The organism is Paracoccus sp. pheM1 (genome assembly GCF_018499825.1).
Classification (GTDB): domain Bacteria; phylum Pseudomonadota; class Alphaproteobacteria; order Rhodobacterales; family Rhodobacteraceae; genus Paracoccus; species Paracoccus versutus.
In genome coordinates this window covers 1,612,133-1,626,949 of record NZ_JAGXCX010000002.1, presented here as the reverse complement: position 1 = coordinate 1,626,949, position 14,817 = coordinate 1,612,133, and the positions used below count along the sequence as shown (strand labels likewise).

Annotated in this window: 14 protein-coding genes; 7 read left to right on the top strand and 7 right to left on the bottom strand. The window is 69.3% G+C overall.

The window, feature by feature from the left end:
- Window positions 1–49 precede the first annotated feature (49 nt).
- Together ccmE and KF941_RS22005 are read right to left on the bottom strand one after the other, a co-directional pair.
- Window positions 50–493 (bottom strand): cytochrome c maturation protein CcmE, encoded by a 444-nt coding sequence (ccmE, locus tag KF941_RS22010; RefSeq protein ID WP_114536954.1) that lies wholly within the window; start codon window positions 491–493, stop codon window positions 50–52.
- A gap of 18 nt (window positions 494–511) precedes the next feature.
- Window positions 512–1,324 carry an aspartate/glutamate racemase family protein gene (locus KF941_RS22005; protein ID WP_036756470.1) on the bottom strand — a complete coding sequence of 271 codons (813 nt, stop codon included), beginning with the start codon at window positions 1,322–1,324 and terminating at the stop codon, window positions 512–514.
- 490 nt (window positions 1,325–1,814) lie between these two features.
- On the opposite strand from KF941_RS22005, the gene KF941_RS22000 reads away from it, so the two are divergent.
- Both KF941_RS22000 and purL read left to right on the top strand, forming a co-directional pair.
- A complete protein-coding gene (locus KF941_RS22000; RefSeq protein WP_036756468.1) occupies window positions 1,815–2,735 on the top strand; it encodes a LysR family transcriptional regulator in 921 nt (306 codons plus the stop codon).
- 306 nt (window positions 2,736–3,041) lie between these two features.
- Window positions 3,042–5,213: a phosphoribosylformylglycinamidine synthase subunit PurL gene (purL, locus tag KF941_RS21995; RefSeq protein WP_214274519.1), complete on the top strand. Its 2,172-nt coding sequence runs from the start codon at window positions 3,042–3,044 to the stop codon at window positions 5,211–5,213.
- A 252-nt stretch (window positions 5,214–5,465) separates the two neighbouring features.
- Here the strand turns inward: purL and KF941_RS21990 are convergent, their stop codons facing one another.
- Genes KF941_RS21990 through araD1 form a run of 3 tightly spaced genes read right to left on the bottom strand, consistent with a single transcriptional unit; the run spans window position 5,466 to window position 9,199 of the window.
- Window positions 5,466–6,377, bottom strand: a complete 912-nt coding sequence (locus KF941_RS21990) for a Gfo/Idh/MocA family oxidoreductase (RefSeq protein ID WP_214274518.1) — start codon at window positions 6,375–6,377, stop codon at window positions 5,466–5,468.
- Window positions 6,377–8,131 carry an L-arabinonate dehydratase gene (gene araD / locus KF941_RS21985; RefSeq protein ID WP_214274517.1) on the bottom strand — a complete coding sequence of 585 codons (1,755 nt, stop codon included), beginning with the start codon at window positions 8,129–8,131 and terminating at the stop codon, window positions 6,377–6,379. The genes KF941_RS21990 and araD overlap by 1 nt, the downstream gene beginning before the upstream one ends.
- 9 nt (window positions 8,132–8,140) lie before the next feature.
- Entirely contained in the window at window positions 8,141–9,199 is a 1,059-nt protein-coding gene (gene araD1, locus KF941_RS21980) for an AraD1 family protein (RefSeq protein ID WP_276315878.1), read from the bottom strand.
- Window positions 9,200–9,253: 54 nt separating this feature from the next.
- Here araD1 and KF941_RS21975 point away from each other — a divergent pair, with 54 nt between their 5' ends.
- Window positions 9,254–10,207: a LysR family transcriptional regulator gene (locus KF941_RS21975; protein WP_036759231.1), complete on the top strand. Its 954-nt coding sequence runs from the start codon at window positions 9,254–9,256 to the stop codon at window positions 10,205–10,207.
- 84 nt (window positions 10,208–10,291) lie between these two features.
- On the opposite strand, the gene KF941_RS21970 is transcribed toward KF941_RS21975, so the two are convergent.
- Window positions 10,292–11,680 carry an L-cystine transporter gene (locus KF941_RS21970; RefSeq protein WP_036759234.1) on the bottom strand — a complete coding sequence of 463 codons (1,389 nt, stop codon included), beginning with the start codon at window positions 11,678–11,680 and terminating at the stop codon, window positions 10,292–10,294.
- Window positions 11,653–11,976: a hypothetical protein gene (locus KF941_RS21965; RefSeq protein WP_139294102.1), complete on the bottom strand. Its 324-nt coding sequence runs from the start codon at window positions 11,974–11,976 to the stop codon at window positions 11,653–11,655. The genes KF941_RS21970 and KF941_RS21965 overlap by 28 nt, the downstream gene beginning before the upstream one ends.
- On the opposite strand from KF941_RS21965, the gene KF941_RS21960 reads away from it, so the two are divergent.
- Genes KF941_RS21960 through KF941_RS21945 form a run of 4 tightly spaced genes read left to right on the top strand, consistent with a single transcriptional unit; the run spans window position 11,975 to window position 14,788 of the window.
- A complete protein-coding gene (locus tag KF941_RS21960) occupies window positions 11,975–12,643 on the top strand; it encodes an ankyrin repeat domain-containing protein (RefSeq protein ID WP_214274516.1) in 669 nt (222 codons plus the stop codon). The two genes, KF941_RS21965 and KF941_RS21960, sit on opposite strands and share 2 nt — an antisense overlap.
- Before the next feature lie 11 nt (window positions 12,644–12,654).
- Window positions 12,655–13,128: a nucleoside deaminase gene (locus tag KF941_RS21955; RefSeq protein WP_072463758.1), complete on the top strand. Its 474-nt coding sequence runs from the start codon at window positions 12,655–12,657 to the stop codon at window positions 13,126–13,128.
- Complete coding sequence (locus tag KF941_RS21950; protein ID WP_346429018.1) at window positions 13,125–14,333, top strand: MFS transporter; 1,209 nt, start codon at window positions 13,125–13,127, stop codon at window positions 14,331–14,333. The genes KF941_RS21955 and KF941_RS21950 overlap by 4 nt, the downstream gene beginning before the upstream one ends.
- Window positions 14,334–14,362: 29 nt before the next feature.
- Window positions 14,363–14,788, top strand: a complete 426-nt coding sequence (locus KF941_RS21945) for a heme-binding protein (RefSeq protein ID WP_036759243.1) — start codon at window positions 14,363–14,365, stop codon at window positions 14,786–14,788.
- Window positions 14,789–14,817: the final 29 nt, after the last annotated feature.

The following is a 14,817-nucleotide window of genomic DNA, read 5'->3' as shown; positions in this document are numbered from 1 at the left end:
AAGGCTGGAGAAATCCGGTTAACCGGCCGTTAACCGGGCGCGCGTTGCGTCAGGAGTTCGGCTCCTGGTAGACGCCCTGCTCCTTCAGCGAATCCATGACTTCGCGCGGCATGTAGTTCTCGTCGTGCTTGGCCAGGATTTCCGAGGCGACGAAGGTCTCGCCCTCCATGCGCCCGGTGCCGATCATGCCCTGGCCTTCCGAGAACAGGTCGGGCAGCACGCCGGTAAAGCGCACCGGGATGGTGGCGCCGCCGTCGGTCACGCGGAAGGTCACCGTCTCGCTGGCGCCGCGCACCAGGCTGCCGTCCTCGACCAGGCCGCCCAGGCGGAAGACCTCGCCCATCTCGGGCGGGTTCTCGGTCATCTGGCTGGGCGAGCGGTAAAGGTTGATGCCGTCGCGAAACCCGTAGCCGATCAGCCCGACGGCCAACACAAGGGCCACGGCGGCGGCTATCAGGATCTGGATCCGGCGTCTTTTCTTCAATGACTTCATGTTGCAAGCTTTCCTTGTTCAGGCGCTTTCGAACCTGATCGGATGGCGGAGGAATTGCGTGGCCTTGCCCGAGACGCGCTCGGGATCGCCCGTGGTCAGGAAGCGCGAACGGGTGCCCGCGCCCAGCATTTCAGGATGGCGCTCAAGATAGTCATCAAGGCTTTCGGCGACCAGGTCGGGCTGGGAATAGACCTTGACCCCCGGCCCCAGCGCCTTCTGGAAGGCGGCCTGCACCAGCGGGTAATGCGTGCAGCCCAGGATCGCCGCCTCGGGATGCGGCATCCGGCGCAACAGCGCCTCGACATGGGATGTCACCAGCGCCTCGGCCAGGATCTCGTCGCCCATCTCGATGGCGTCGACGACGCCGCCGCAGGGCTGGGCCTCGACATCGACGCCGATGGCGCGAAAGGCCAGCTCGCGCTGGAAGGCGCGGCTTGCCACGGTGGCGGGCGTGGCGAACAGCGCCACATGCTTCACCGCCACCTCGCGCGGGGGCGAATTGTCGCCCCAGCCGCGCTCGGTCAATGCCTCGATCATCGGCACGAAGACCCCCAGCACGCGCTTGTCCGCGGGCAGCCAGGTTTCCTGCATGCGCTTGAGCGCGGCGGCCGAGGCGGTGTTGCAGGCCAGGATCACCAGATCGCAGCCCTCGGCCCAAAGCCGCTCGACCCCGGCGCAGGTCAGGCCGAAGATGTCCTCGGCGTCCCGCACGCCATAGGGGGTATGGGCATTGTCGCCCAGATAGACCAGCGGCAGGTCGGGCATCCGGGCGGCGATGGCGGCCAGAACAGTCAGCCCGCCCAGACCCGAATCGAATACGCCCACCGCCATGACTAGCCTCCTGCTCGCGAATGGCCTTTTTTAGGATGCGCCGCGCCGGAATGCCATGATTTATGTCACCCCGCCGCCGGGCCGGGGAGTGCGGCGAGGCAAGGCCTCCGGGGCCGCCCCAGCACGGGTTTTCCCGGCCGATTCCCCTGCCGGCGGGACGCAGGGGCGGCAGCGGCGGGGCCGCCCTTGCGGCAGAAGGTCGCGCGGCCCGGTCCCGCGCCCGGTCGGGGGCACCCGCCCGGACCCTGCCCCAGACCACCCGGCGCAGTTCAAAAGCGCGTGACGTTTCGCCGGTCCGAATCGGCACCCCGGACGGGATTTGCACAGGCCTGGCCTGCCCCTGCTCGCCGGGTGGCCATTCGCTGCGCATTGTGGGTAAGCAACACTGTCCGAGAAAGGGTTTTCTTGGCGTTTTGCAGGCTTGTTCCGCTAACCTTCTGTGATAAGGGTTGCACGGATTGCATGGCTGATGCCGCAAGAAAGCACTGTTATGGACTGGGATAAGTTAAGAATATTTCATGCCGTCGCCGACGCGGGCAGCCTGACCCACGCGGGCGATGTTTTGCACCTGTCCCAGTCCGCCGTCAGCCGCCAGATCCGCGCGCTGGAGGATTCGCTGGGCACCACCCTTTTTCACCGCCATGCCCGCGGGCTGATCCTGACCGAACAGGGGGAACTGCTGTTCGAGGCGACCTCTTCCATGGTCCGCAAGCTCGACACCACCGCCGCCCGCATCCGCGACAGCGAGGAAAGCGTCTTCGGCGAACTCAAGGTCACGACCACCACCGGCTTCGGCACCATGTGGCTGGTGCCGCGGCTGGCCAAGCTTTACGACCGCTATCCCGACCTCAAGATCGACCTGATGCTGGAAGAACGCGTGCTGGACCTGCCCATGCGCGAGGCCGACGTCGCCATCCGCATGAAGGAGCCGAACCAGCAGGATCTGATCCGCCGCCGGCTGCTGAACATCCGCATGCGGCTTTATGCCACGCCGGAATATCTGGCCAAGGCCGGCACCCCCGAGACGCTGGAGGATCTGGGGCCGCACCGGCTGATCTGCCAGAACCCGCAGACGCCGCAGGTCAGCTCGGGCGCGGTGCTGTCGCAAATGCTGCTGGCGCGCAACATCAGCTCGACCTTGATGGTGAACAATTACTTCGGCGTGCTGCAAGGCGTGCTGAACCATGTCGGCATCGGCGTCCTGCCGGATTACCTGTCGTCGGATTTCCCCAGCCTGACCCGCGTGTTGCCCGACATCCAGTCGGGCGAGGTGCCGGTCTTCCTGGCCTTCCCCGAGGAATTGCGCGCCTCGCGCCGCGTCGCCGCCTTCCGCGATTTCGTGCTGGAGGAGATCCAGTCCCTGCGCCGCCAGCAGACCGAGGAACAGGCCGCCGACCCGTCCGCGGGATGAGCGCGAAACGGGCAGATGCCGCACAGCTTTGCCCGAGGCATTCGCAGAATGCATATCGGGCATGTGCTGCAATGCGGAAATGATCCTTGAACCGTTCGCCGACTGCACATATTTCCGATCTCGAAGGCGATGGTTTGAGGAAACTCTCATCACCTTCAACCTCCCTGTTGGACTTGAGCCGGGCTTCATGCCCGGCTTTTTTTTGCCCCGCCGGCCGCGGTTTTTCCCGGCCCCGCGCGCGGGCCCCTTTCCTAACCCTTCGCCGCCGCTTAAAAGGCCGCAAAACCGGGGGAAAGGCGCCAGGACATGAACGAACCGCAGATCACCGAGGAACTGATCGCCGCGCACGGGCTCAAGCCCGACGAATACCAGCGCATCCTCGAGATCATCGGTCGCGAGCCGAGCTTCACCGAGCTCGGCATCTTCTCGGCGATGTGGAACGAGCATTGCTCCTACAAGTCGTCCAAGAAATGGCTGCGCACCCTGCCGACCACCGGCCCGCAGGTGATCTGCGGTCCGGGCGAGAACGCGGGCGTCGTGGACATCGGCGACGGCCAGGCCGTGGTCTTCAAGATGGAGAGCCACAACCACCCCAGCTATATCGAACCGCACCAGGGCGCCGCGACCGGCGTCGGCGGCATCCTGCGCGACGTCTTCACCATGGGCGCCCGCCCCATCGCCGCCATGGACGCGTTGTCCTTCGGCCGGCCCGAGCATCCCAAGACCGCGCATCTGGTCAAGGGCGTGGTCGAGGGGATCGGCGCCTATGGCAATGCCTTCGGCGTGCCGAACGTGGGCGGCGAGGTGCGCTTTCACCGCAGCTATGACGGCAACTGCCTGGTGAACGCCTTTGCCGCGGGCCTGGCCGACAGCGACAAGATCTTCTATTCGGCCGCCTCGGGCGTCGGCATGCCGGTGGTCTACCTGGGCGCCAAGACCGGCCGCGACGGCGTCGGCGGCGCCACCATGGCCTCGGCCGAGTTCGACGACACCATCGAGGAAAAGCGCCCGACCGTGCAGGTCGGCGACCCCTTTACCGAGAAATGCCTGCTGGAAGCCTGCCTGGAGCTGATGCAGACCGACAGCGTGATCTCGATCCAGGACATGGGCGCGGCCGGGCTGACCTGCTCGGCGGTCGAGATGGGCGACAAGGGGGGCCTGGGCATCAAGCTGGTGCTCGACGCCGTGCCGCAGCGCGAAACCGCCATGACCGCCTATGAGATGATGCTGTCCGAGTCGCAGGAACGCATGCTCATGGTGCTGAAGCCCGAGAAGGAGGCCGAGGCGCGGGCGATCTTCGAGAAATGGGACCTGGACTTCGCCATCGTCGGCGAGACCATCGCCGAGGACCGTTTCCTGATCGTCCACGGCAACGAGGTCAAGGCCGACCTGCCGCTGTCCAAGCTTTCCTCCAGCGCGCCGGAATACGACCGCCCCTGGGTGGAAACGCCCGCCGCGGCCGAGATGCCCGCCCTGCCTGCCATCGGCCCGATCGCGGCGCTGAAGGCGCTGATCGGCAGCCCCAGCTACGCCCACAAGGGCTGGGTCTGGGAACAATACGACACCCAGGTCGGCGCCGACACCATCCGCCGCCCCGGCCTGGGCGCCGGCGTGGTGCGGGTGCATGGCACGAAGAAGGCGCTGGCCTTCACCAGCGACGTGACCCCGCGCTATGTCCGGGCGAACCCCTATGAGGGCGGCAAGCAGGCGGTGGCCGAGGCTTACCGCAACCTGACCGCCTGCGGCGCCCTGCCGCTGGCCACCACCGACAACCTGAACTTCGGCAACCCGGAAAAGCCCGAGATCATGGGCCAGCTGGTCGGCGCCATCAAGGGCATCGGCGAGGCCTGCGCGGCGCTGGATTTCCCCATCGTCTCGGGCAACGTCTCGCTTTACAACGAGACCGACGGCAAGGGCATCCTGCCCACGCCCACCATCGGCGGCGTCGGGCTGATCGCCGACCTGGACGGGCTGATCGCCGGCCTGCCGGCCGAGGGCGACCTGGCGCTGGTCATCGGCGAGACGCGGGGCCACCTGGGCCAGTCGGCGCTGGCCGCCGAGGCCTTCGGCATCGAGGCCGGCGACGCGCCGCCCGTGGACCTGGCCGCCGAGCGCCGCAATGGCGAATTCCTGCGCGCGCATGGCGGGCTGGTCCGGGCCGCGGCCGACCTGTCGGATGGCGGGCTGGCGCTGGCGGCCTTCGAACTGGCCGAGGCGGCAGGCCTGGGCGTGACGCTGGACAGCGCCGGGATCGCCCAGCTTTTCGGCGAGGACCAGGCGCGCTACCTGGTCGCCTGCACCGCCGGGAACGCGGCCAAGCTGGCCGAGGCGGCCGCGGCGGCCGGCGTGCCGCTGGCGACGGCCGGCAGCTTCGGCGGCGAGACGGTGGTCCTTGGCGGCGATGCCGCGGCCCTGGCCGAGCTGTCGCAGCTTTATCGCACCGCCTTCGAGAAAAGCCTGAACCTGGAACTCGCCTGAGCCCGGAAAGCGGCCCTTGGCCGCTGCCTCCGGCGGGGAGTATTTGGGGAACAGAGAAAGCGCTAGCCGGCGGTTTCGTCGTGCCGGCGCCGGCCCCTCGCAGGCTGCTGCATGCGACAGGAGAGCTTGGGCCGGGGACCGGGAAAGTCGCCTCGATTCTGTCGGAAATGCCCGGTTTTCAGGCCGGTCGCCGCCGAATCCAGAACGAATTCCGCCACGGCGCCCCGTCAAAACCCTTTTTTCAGCGGCCTGCTAGAAGACGAAGGGCTCGACGATCCGGCGGCTGCCGAGGGTAAAGGCGTCGGCGGTCAGGACCATGGAGGAGAGGTCGACGTCGGAGGCGCCCTTGCGCACCAGCGCCGCCATGCGGGCGTAGAGCGCCGGGTATTCGCCCATGATGCTGGCCTCGCCCGTCGCCGGGCGGCCGTCGATCTCCAGCAGGTTGCCGCCCAGGCGCAGCGCCAGCTGGCCGGCGTCGGTCTGGAACTCCATGTCCCAGGTCTGCGGGCCCTGCTGGCGGAAGTCGAAATCGGCCGCGATCCCATGCGACAGGCTCAGCCGCGCGGCGATGGGGGCCTGGCGGTTCTGCGGGAAGTCCAGCTCGGCCGCGGTGACATGCACCGGCATCGGCAGGATCTCGGTCAGGATCGACAGCGCGTTGATGCCGGGGTCGAAGACGCCCATGCCGCCGGCCTGAAAGATCCAGTCCTGGCCGGGATGCCATTTGCGCACGTCCTCGCGCCAGGTGATCCGGCCCTCGTGGATCACGCGGCCGGCCAGCCAGGCCTTGGCCGCCGCCACCGCATGGGCCATGCGCGAATGCCAGCTGGCATACAGCGTCACGCCCTGCGCCTGCGCCAGGTCACGCAGGATATGGACTTCGGAGAGCGTCGCGCCGGGCGGCTTTTCCAGCATCAGGTGCCGGCCGGCGCGCAAGACCGCCTGCGCCGCCTGAAAGCGCGGCACGGGCGGCAGGCACAGGCTGACGGCGCCGATGTCGGGGCGGGCCTCCAGCATGTCCTCGATGCGCGCAAAACCCTCGACCCCCTCGACCCTTCCATGCCGGCTGACGGTCGCGGCCAGCTCCCAGTCGGGGCTGGCCGCCAGCGCCGGGACGTGCTGGTCCAGCGCGATCTTGCCGATGCCGACGAGCGCGATCCGCATCAGTGGCTGTCCTTTCCGACCGGGTTGCCGCGGCAGCCGCGCAGGAAATCCAGGTCCGCGCCGGTATCCGCGCCCATGACATGCTGCTGGTGCAGCCAGGCATAGCCGCTGGCGGGCTGGTCGGGCAGCGGCCGCCATTCGGCCAGCCGCGCCGCCAGTTCCGCATCCGAAATGTCCAGGTGCAGCCGGCGGTTCGGCACGTCGAGCGCGATCATGTCGCCGTCGCGCACCACGGCCAGCGGCCCGCCCGCCGCCGCCTCGGGCGAGGTGTGCAGGACCACGGTGCCATAGGCGGTGCCCGACATGCGCGCGTCGGACACCCGCACCATGTCGGTGATGCCCTTGCGCAGCACCTTGGGCGGCAGGCCCATGTTGCCGACCTCGGCCATGCCGGGATAGCCCCTGGGCCCGCAGTTCTTCAGCACCATGACGCAGGTCTCGTCGATGTCCAGCGCCTCGTCCCCGATCCTGGCCTTGTAGTCGTCGATGTCCTCGAAGACGACCGCCCGGCCGCGATGCACCATCAGGTGCGGGCTGGCGGCCGAGGGCTTCAGCACCGCCCCGTTCGGCGCCAGGTTGCCGCGCAGCACGGCGATGCCGCCCTGGTCGGTCAGCGGCCGGTCGGCGGGCAGGATCACGTCCTCGTTCCAGTTCACCACCTCCTTGACCTCGTCCCAGATCGTGGCGCCGCTGACGGTCAGCGCGTCCTTGTGAAGCTGCCCGGCCTCGCCCAGCCGCTTGATGACCACCGGCAGGCCGCCGGCATGGAAGAACTCCTCCATCAGGTATTTCCCCGAGGGCATCAGGTTCACGATGGTCTTGACGTCGCGCCCCAGCCGGTCCCAGTCCGCCAGCGTCACATCGACCCCGACCCGGCCCGCCAGCGCCAGCAGATGCACCACCGCGTTGGTCGAGCCGCCGATGGCGCCATTGGTGCGGATCGCGTTCTCGAAGGCCTGCTTGGTCAGGATGTCGCTGGGCTTCAGGTCGTCCTTGACCATCTGCACGATGCGCCGGCCCGACAGCTGCGCCATGGTGCGGCGGCGCGAATCCACCGCCGGGATCGCGGCATTGCCCGACAGCGCCATCCCCAGCGCCTCGGCCATGCTGGCCATGGTCGAGGCGGTGCCCATGGTGTTGCAGGTGCCGGATGAGCGCGACATGCTCGCCTCGGCCTCGAGGAACTCGGCCTGGGTCATCTCGCCGGCCTTCACCGCCTCGCTGAACTTCCACAGATGCGTGCCCGAGCCGATGCGCTCGCCCCGGAACCAGCCGTTCAGCATCGGCCCGCCGGTGACCACGATCGAGGGAATGTCGGTCGAGGCCGCCGCCATCAGCAGGCTGGGCGTGGTCTTGTCGCAGCCCACCAGCAGCACCGCCCCGTCGATGGGCTGGCCGCGGATCGTCTCTTCGATGGCCAGCGCCGCGAGGTTGCGAAACATCATCGCGGTCGGGCGGAAGGTGTTCTCGCTGGCCGAGAACACCGGCACCTCGACCGGAAAGCCGCCGGCCTCCCAGACCCCCGCCTTCACCTTTTCCGCCAGTTCGCGCAGGTGGCCGTTGCAGGGCGTCAGGTCCGACCAGGTGTTCAGGATGCCGATCACCGGGCGGCCGTCGAACAGGTCATGCGGATAGCCCTGGTTCTTCATCCAGCCGCGGTGATAGATCGTGTCGCGCGAATTGCCGCCATACCAATGCTGCGAGCGCAGCTTGCGCGGCCATGGGGCGGGGGTAAAGGACGGGGTGCTGGACATGGGCGACCTCTAGAGGGTGGCGACGGCGACCGGCGCCGCATCGTTGGGCAGCTGGACCAGCGGGTTGCGCAGCGGCAGGCCGAGCGCGGGGGCCTCGATCTGGAATACGTCGCCCGGCCGGGCATGGACGCCGTCGGCAAAGGACAGCGTCGCCGTGCCGAAGAAATGCACATGCACGTCGCCCGGCTGGCGGAACAGCGCATATTTGAAATGATGGTGTTCCAGGTTGGCGATGCTGTGGCTCATGTTCGCCTCGCCCGACAGGAAGGGCCTTTCCCAAAGCACCGCCCCGTCGCGCAGGATGCGGCTGCTGCCCTCGACATGTTGCGGCAGCGCGCCCAGCAGCATCTCGGGGCCGAAGCTGGCCGGGCGCAGCTTGGAATGGGCGAGCCAGAGGTAGTTGCCCCGCTCGGTCACATGGTCCGAGAACTCGTTGCCAAGCGCAAAGCCCAGGCGAAGGGGCGTGCCGTCGGGACCGATGAGATAGAGCCCGGCGATCTCGGGCTCTTCGCCCGCGTCGAGCGCGAAGGCGGGCGAGGCAAGCGGCGCGCCCGGCGCCACGGCGGCATGGCCGTTGCCCTTGTAGAACCATTCCGGCTGCACGCCCGCCTCGCCCGGACGCGGCTTGCCGCCCTCGAGCCCCATGCGGAACATCTTCATGCTGTCGGTCAGCTCGCCCGCATCGGGCGCGCCATGCATCGCATCCCGCGTCGCGGCCGAGCCCAGATGCGTCAGCCCGGTGCCGGTCAGGTGCAGATGCGCGGGGTCGGGATGGTCGACGGGCGGCAGCACCCGCCCCTCGGCCAGGGCCTGGGCCAGGTCGACCGGCGCGCCGCGGCCGCGGCCGGCCGCCTCCTCGGCCAGCCCGCGGCCGGCAGCGATGGCGGCCTGCGCCAGGTCGCGGGTGCTGTCCACGCCCGGAACCAGATGCGCGGCATCGCCTTCGCGCAAAGCAACCCCGCGCCCGCCACCCGGCAAAAGCAATTGCGACAGAAACATGGCATGATCCCCCGCGCAGATCGGCCAGGCGGCGCCGCGCAGCCTGGCGGTTGCGCTTGATCTAGCCATGAAACGACATAATGGTAAAATTACATCGCCTGCAGTCTACATATCGGAATCGTCATGTCGTTACCCCCTGCCCGCCTAATGCTGAAGCCCGCGCAATTGCGGCTGATCCAGCAGATCGCCGAAACCGGCCAGCTGCAGCTGGCGGCCGAGCGGGTCGGCATGACCCAGCCTGCCGCCTCGCGCATGCTGGCCGAGATCGAGAACCAGGTCGGCGCGCAGCTGTTCCTGCGCCAGCCCAAGGGCATGGAGCCGACCGAGATCGGCCGCGCCGTGCTGCGCCGCGCCCGCGTCATCCTGCGCGAGATGTTCAGCATGGCCTCGGAGGTGCAGGCGCTGCGCGAGGGGTTCGGCGGCGCGCTGCGGGTGGGGGCGGTGACGGGGCCGGCGGTCAGCTACCTGGTCTCGGCCATCCGCGAGATCAAGCAGGGCGCGCCGGATGCCGACATCACCGTGGACGTCATGCCCTCGCGCGAGTTGCTGCTGCACCTGGCGGCCGGAGAGATGGATTTCGTCCTGGCCCGCATCCTGCCGGAATTCGACAGCCAGGATTTCAACATCCTGCCGATGCGGGACGAGAAGGTGGCCTTCCTCGTGCGGTCGAGCCACCCGCTGGGCCGCGCCGCCCCGGTCACGCTGACCGAACTGGCCGGGCAGGAATGGATCATGCAGCAACGCGGCGCGCCGATCCGCGAGGCGGCGCTGGCGGCCTTTGCCGATGTCGGCCTGTCCGAGCCGAAGAACATCGTCAACAGCCCCTCGCTGCTGCTGACCATCGCCTATCTGGCGCAAAGCGACGCGGTGGCGCCGATGTCCGAGGAGGTGGCGGAGCTGCTGATCCGGCCGCCGGTCGGGGCGGGCTTCGCCATGCTGCAGGTGCCGCATGAGATCCGGGTCTCGCCCTATTACCTTCTGGACCTGAAGCGCCGGCCGCTGTCGCCCTTGGCGCTGCGGCTGCGCGAGAAGCTGGTGGCGCTGTCGAAAAGCCCGGTGCGGGACGCATTCGGCTGAACCGGCGACAGCGCGCGCCGTCGCATGGGTATTTGGGGAACGAAGAAGCCCGGCGCCGCGTCTGCGGGCGGCGCCGGAGCGTCGTCAGGCGTTTTGCAGGCCGCGCTCTTCCCGGCTTTGCAGGACGGCCTTGTCGGTCTGGCCGAGGATCTGCGAGGTGACGGTGCCCGCCGTCATCGAGCCCGAGACGTTGAGCGCCGTGCGCCCCATGTCGATCAGCGGCTCGACCGAGATCAGCAGCGCCACCAGCGTCACCGGCAGGCCCATGGCCGGCAGCACGATCAGCGCCGCCATGGTGGCGCCGCCGCCCACGCCCGCGACCCCGGCCGAGGACAGCGTGACGATGGCCAGCAGCGTCATGATCCAGGCCGGGTCCAGCGGGTCGATGCCGACCGTCGGCGCCACCATCACCGCCAGCATCGCCGGATAGAGCCCGGCGCAGCCGTTCTGGCCGATGGTCGCCCCGAAGGAGGCCGAGAAGGACGCGATGGTCTGCGGCACGCCCAGCCGGCGGGTCTGGATCTCGACATTGAGCGGGATGGTCGCGGCGCTGGAGCGGCTGGAGAAGGCAAAGGTCAGCGCCGGGACGATCTTGCGAAAGAAGGTCAGCGGGTTCACCCCGGTCAGCGTCAGCAGCACGGCATGCACCCCGAACATGATCGCGAGGCCCAGGTAGGAGGCGACGACGAACTTGCCCAGGTTCAGGATGTCGGCCGCGTTCGAGGTCGCCGCCATCTTGGTCATCAGCGCCATGACGCCATAGGGGGTCAGCACCATGATCAGCCGCACCAGCTGGCCGATCCAGGCCTGCAGGATGTCGATCAGGTTCAGCAGGCTGCGGCCCTTTTCGGGATCGCGGCGCAGCAGGCGGATGGCGGCGACGCCGAGGAAGGCGGCAAAGACCACCACCGCGATGATCGAGGTCGGGTTCGCCCCGGTCAGCTCGGCAAAGGGGTTCCTGGGGATGAAGGACAACAGCAGCTGCGGCACCGTCAGGTCGGCGACGCGCGGGGCGTAGGTGGTCTCGAGCGCGGTCAGCCGGGCGGTCTCGGCCGCGCCCTGGGCCAGGCCCTCGGCGGTCAGGCCGAAGGCCAGCGACATGACCACGCCGACGAAGGCCGCGATCGCGGTGGTGCCAAGCAGCGTGCCCAGGGTCAGCACCGAGATCCGGCCGAGCGCCGAGGCGTCGTGCAGCCGCGCCACCGCGCTGAGGATCGCCGCGAAGACCAGCGGCATCACCACCATCTGCAACAGCTGCACATAGCCGTTGCCGACCACGTTGATCCAGTCGATCGTGGTTTGCAGCGCCGGCGCGCCGGTGCCATGGACGAGTTGCAGCCCGATCCCGAACAGCGTGCCCAGGACAAGGGCGATGAAGACCCGCACCGACAGCGTCAGCTGCCCGCCCTGCAGGCGGACCAGCACGACGATCAGCGCGGCAAAGATCACAAGGTTGATGAGGACGGATGCCATCGCGCGTCTCCGGCAATTTCAGATTGACCCATCAAGCCACAATGCACGTCCGGCGTATAGCCCATCGGCCGCGCGGCTCTGCGGTCCTTGGCCGATAAAGCCAGGCGGGGGGCGCGCTGCAAGGCCCTTTGGCCGCGGTTCGGGCGGTTATATTCCACGAAATATTGAAACAGCATTCGGATATTCGAGATTATTTTCGCTGCGCCGCCGCGATACCCTTTGCGAAACCGATCCCTGCGGCCGCTTGGGATCGCGCCGCCGGCGCCGGGTCCAATCGCAACAGCAAGGCAGGCCATGCACAAGCTTCTGGCGATCCTGTTCGCATTCGTCCTGGGCGCCGCCAGCCCCTTGCCCGTCCAGGCACAGACCATGCAAGAGACCGTCCTGTTCACCGCCGCGGCCGATGGCGATGCCGCGGCCATCCGCGCGCTTCTGGCCCGCGGCGTGCCCGTGGATCCGCGCGACGCCAAGGGGCGCACGCCCTTGCTGGTGGCGACCCATGCCAACCGGGTCGAGGCGGCGCGGGCTCTGGTCGAGGCCGGCGCCGACGTGAACGCCAGGGATGCCATCGAGGACAGCCCCTATCTTTATGCCGGGGCGCGCGGGCATCTGGAGATCCTGGAGCTGACGCTGGCCCATGGCGCCGACCTGGCCAGCACCAACCGCTTCGGCGGCACGGCGCTGATCCCGGCGGCCGAGCGCGGCCATGTCGAGACCGTCCGCCGGCTGATCCAGGCCGGGGTCGAGGTCGATCACGTCAACCGGCTGGGCTGGACCGCGCTGCTGGAGGCGATCATCCTGGGCGATGGCGGCCCGCGCCAGCAGCAGGTCGTCGACCTGCTGGTCGCGGCCGGGGCCGATGTGAACCTGCCCGATGGCGAGGGGGTCTCGGCGCTGGCCCATGCCCGCCGCGTGGGCTTCGACGCGATCGCGGCGCGGCTGGTTGCCGCCGGCGCAAGATGAGGGGAAAGGCGATGACCGACAAGGCGAGGCACTATCTGGAACAGGCGGTGATGCTGGCGCATCGCAACGCGCAGGCGGGCGGGCGGCCCTTTGGCGCGGTGGTGGTGCGGGGCGGCGAGGTGCTGGCCACCGGCGTCAACGAAACCGTCGCCACCCACGACCCGACCGCCCATGCCGAGCTGGTGGCGCTGCGCGCCGCCGCGCTGCAATTGGGCTCGCCCGATCTTGCCGGCTGCGCGGTCTACGCCAGCGGCCAGCCCTGCCCGATGTGCCTGGCCGCCATGCGGCTGGCGGGCGTCGCCGATGTGCATTACGCCTATTCGAACCAGGACGGCGCGCCCTATGGCCTGTCCACGGCCGCGCTCTACGAAGAGATGGCAAGGCCCCTGGAACAGCAATCCATCGCCATCCGCTACCTGCCCGTGCGGCCCGAGGGCGCGGGCGACCTATATGCAGGCTGGAAGGCACGGCAGGACCAGGCGTGACGAACCGGCAGCCGCTGATGCTGGCCGTGGTGGCCCTGGTCGGGCTGGCGCTGCGGCCCTTCCTGACCGGGGTCGGCCCGCTGGCGGCGCCGATCTCGGCCGAGACCGGCCTGACCATGCAGGGCCTCTCGGCGCTGACGCTGCTGCCGATCCTGCTGATGGGGGCGGGCGCCTTCCTGGGGCCGGCGATCCAGGCGCGGCTTGGGGCGAAACGCGCCGCCGTGCTGGCGCTGCTGGTGCTGGGCCTGGGCTCGGGCCTGCGGCTGGGGGCGCATTCGGCGCTGGACATGCTGGGCTCGGCCATGCTGCTGGGCGCGGGCGCGGCGGTGGTCCAGGCGGTGTTCCCGACCATCATCAAGCGCGAATTCCCGCGCGGCATCAACCTGGCCATGGGGCTTTACGCCGCGATGATGATGGGCGGCGGCGCCTTTGGCGCACAGGCCGCCCCGCTGATCGCCGCCTGGTCGGGCAGCTGGCGGCTGGCGCTTGGCTGGCTGGCGCTGCCCGCCGCGCTGACCGCGCTGCTGGTGGCGCTGGCCCTGCCGCCCGAGGCGCGCGCCCCGCAGGGCAGCCGGCAGGGGTTGTGGCACTGGCTGCGCCTGCCGCGGGTCTGGCTGCTGATGGCCTGTTTCGGGCTGATCAACGGCGGCTATTCCTCGTCCGTCGCCTGGCTTGCGCCTGCGTTCCAGGATCTGGGCTGGTCGGCGGGCGCCAGTGGCGGGCTGCTGGCGGTGCTGGCGGTGGGTCAGGCGGTCTCGGCGCTGGCGACGCCGGTCCTGGCCAGCCGCGGCAGCGACCGGCGGCCCTGGCTGGGGATCTGCCTGGCCATGCAGGCGCTCGGCTTCGCCATGCTGGTCCTGCACCCCGAGGCCGCGCCCTATCCCATTGCCTTCCTGCTGGGCGCCGGGCTTGGCGGCTGCTTTTCGCTGATGATGATCGTGGCGCTGGACCACCTGCCCGATCCCGCCCAGGCCGGGGCGCTGGCGGCGCTGATGCAGGGCGGAGGCTTCCTGCTGGCCGCGATCCCGCCCTGGATCCTGGCGCTGCTGCACGACCTGACCGGCAGCTTCACCCTCGGCTGGGCGCTGCATCTGGCCGCCGTGCTTGCGGTCTGCGCGCTGGCGCTGCGCCTGTCGCCGGCCAGCTACCGCGGCGCCCTGCACCGGCCCGGCCCGCAGCGCAGCGGCGGCGCGCCGGCCGAGTGAACGATTTTCGACAAGGAGGAGGAGAAACCATGCTGACCATCACCCGACTGGACCAGGCCGATGCCCGCCTGCTGATCGCCGGCGCCGAGGCCCATGCCCGCGAGATCGGCGTGCCCATGTGCATCGCCGTCGCCGACGAAAGCGGCCAGCTTTTGGCCTTTTGCCGCATGGACGGCGGCAAGGTCACGTCGGCGACCATCGCCATCGACAAGGCCTTCACCGCCGCCGCCGCGCGCAAGGCCACGCATGAATACGGTGCCGCCAGCCAGCCGGGCGCCCCGGCCTGGGGCATCTCCTCGGCCATCGGCGGGCGGCTGATGGTGGTGGGCGGCGGCCTGCCGGTCGATCACGACGGCCAGACCGTCGGCGGCATCGGCGTATCCTCGGGAACGCCCGCGCAGGACCAGGCGGTGGCGCAGGCCGGCATCGACCATTGGCGGGCGCATCGCGCCTGACCGCACCCCTTCCGGCCGGTTGCACTTGC

What these genes read in the sequence shown, in the direction of transcription:
- ccmE (WP_114536954.1), bottom strand. Translation starts at nt 493, where the DNA reads ATGAAGTCATTGAAGAAAAGACGCCGGATCCAGATCCTGATAGCCGCC.
- KF941_RS22005 (WP_036756470.1), bottom strand. Translation starts at nt 1,324, where the DNA reads ATGGCGGTGGGCGTATTCGATTCGGGTCTGGGCGGGCTGACTGTTCTG.
- KF941_RS22000 (WP_036756468.1), top strand. Translation starts at nt 1,815, where the DNA reads ATGGACTGGGATAAGTTAAGAATATTTCATGCCGTCGCCGACGCGGGC.
- purL (WP_214274519.1), top strand. Translation starts at nt 3,042, where the DNA reads ATGAACGAACCGCAGATCACCGAGGAACTGATCGCCGCGCACGGGCTC.
- KF941_RS21990 (WP_214274518.1), bottom strand. Translation starts at nt 6,377, where the DNA reads ATGCGGATCGCGCTCGTCGGCATCGGCAAGATCGCGCTGGACCAGCAC.
- araD (WP_214274517.1), bottom strand. Translation starts at nt 8,131, where the DNA reads ATGTCCAGCACCCCGTCCTTTACCCCCGCCCCATGGCCGCGCAAGCTG.
- araD1 (WP_276315878.1), bottom strand. Translation starts at nt 9,199, where the DNA reads ATGGCTAGATCAAGCGCAACCGCCAGGCTGCGCGGCGCCGCCTGGCCG.
- KF941_RS21975 (WP_036759231.1), top strand. Translation starts at nt 9,254, where the DNA reads ATGTCGTTACCCCCTGCCCGCCTAATGCTGAAGCCCGCGCAATTGCGG.
- KF941_RS21970 (WP_036759234.1), bottom strand. Translation starts at nt 11,680, where the DNA reads ATGGCATCCGTCCTCATCAACCTTGTGATCTTTGCCGCGCTGATCGTC.
- KF941_RS21960 (WP_214274516.1), top strand. Translation starts at nt 11,975, where the DNA reads ATGCACAAGCTTCTGGCGATCCTGTTCGCATTCGTCCTGGGCGCCGCC.
- KF941_RS21965 (WP_139294102.1), bottom strand. Translation starts at nt 11,976, where the DNA reads ATGGCCTGCCTTGCTGTTGCGATTGGACCCGGCGCCGGCGGCGCGATC.
- KF941_RS21955 (WP_072463758.1), top strand. Translation starts at nt 12,655, where the DNA reads ATGACCGACAAGGCGAGGCACTATCTGGAACAGGCGGTGATGCTGGCG.
- KF941_RS21945 (WP_036759243.1), top strand. Translation starts at nt 14,363, where the DNA reads ATGCTGACCATCACCCGACTGGACCAGGCCGATGCCCGCCTGCTGATC.